2 protein-coding genes are annotated in these 654 nt (G+C 41.9%); both read right to left on the bottom strand.

Features of this window, described 5'->3' with window-relative positions:
* Positions 1 to 288, bottom strand: a 288-nt coding sequence (locus FK268_RS23195; RefSeq protein ID WP_193560326.1) for a phage virion morphogenesis family protein, incomplete at its 3' end; no start/stop codon positions are given.
* On the bottom strand, positions 281 to 654 hold a 374-nt coding region (locus tag FK268_RS24455; protein WP_205124526.1), incomplete at its 5' end, for a putative phage head morphogenesis protein. The genes FK268_RS23195 and FK268_RS24455, both read right to left, overlap by 8 nt.

The following is a 654-nucleotide window of genomic DNA, read 5'->3' as shown; positions in this document are numbered from 1 at the left end:
TGCCTCTGATTCACTACTATCAGACTGGATCATCGCTAAATGCCCATCTTTTTGTAGAATCTTATTGCTGTATCCATGCTCTGACTTCCACTGTGCATAAGCTTCAGATAGCGGAACCCAGGGCAAACCAGTGACAGGATCTTTCTCATCCTCAAAGGCTTGATCCGCCGACTCCACTAATATCCCCGCAATTTTTGCCATCAGCGGTGCAGATGGAGAAGTGAGTTTTGAAAGCGCTTCTTCAATCGACTTGGTATTAATGTCAATCTTAATCACATCATTAGCCATAGAGCTTCTTCCTTAACTGATCTTGAATAACAGATGTTTCAATCTGCTTAATGCCATCTTCTTTGATCTTATCTTCATCATCCATTACTGATTTGTTACTAGCACCTGTAGATTCAATGACCTTTATATCTTTATCGTTTTTAAGCAATTCCTGAAAACGCTTCTCACTCATAGCCCTAACACGACCACGGCATCCGTACTCATACTCACCATCGAGATATGGTGGATAGTTTTTATCCCACCAAGGGTCATCTGCACGAGCCGCCACTTTATGAACTAGAGCATGACTTGATCTCCGTCTTTCATCATCTACTTCTAACCGAATCCACCAAGGCTGAGAATCAATATTCGCTTTCTGTGATTGAA

Origin of the sequence: Tsukamurella sputi, assembly GCF_007858445.1 — a bacterium.
GTDB classification, from domain to species: Bacteria; Actinomycetota; Actinomycetes; order Mycobacteriales; family Mycobacteriaceae; genus Tsukamurella; species Tsukamurella sputi.
The sequence above is the reverse complement of the archived record's forward strand: the minus strand, read 5'-3'. Positions and strand labels throughout refer to the sequence as shown.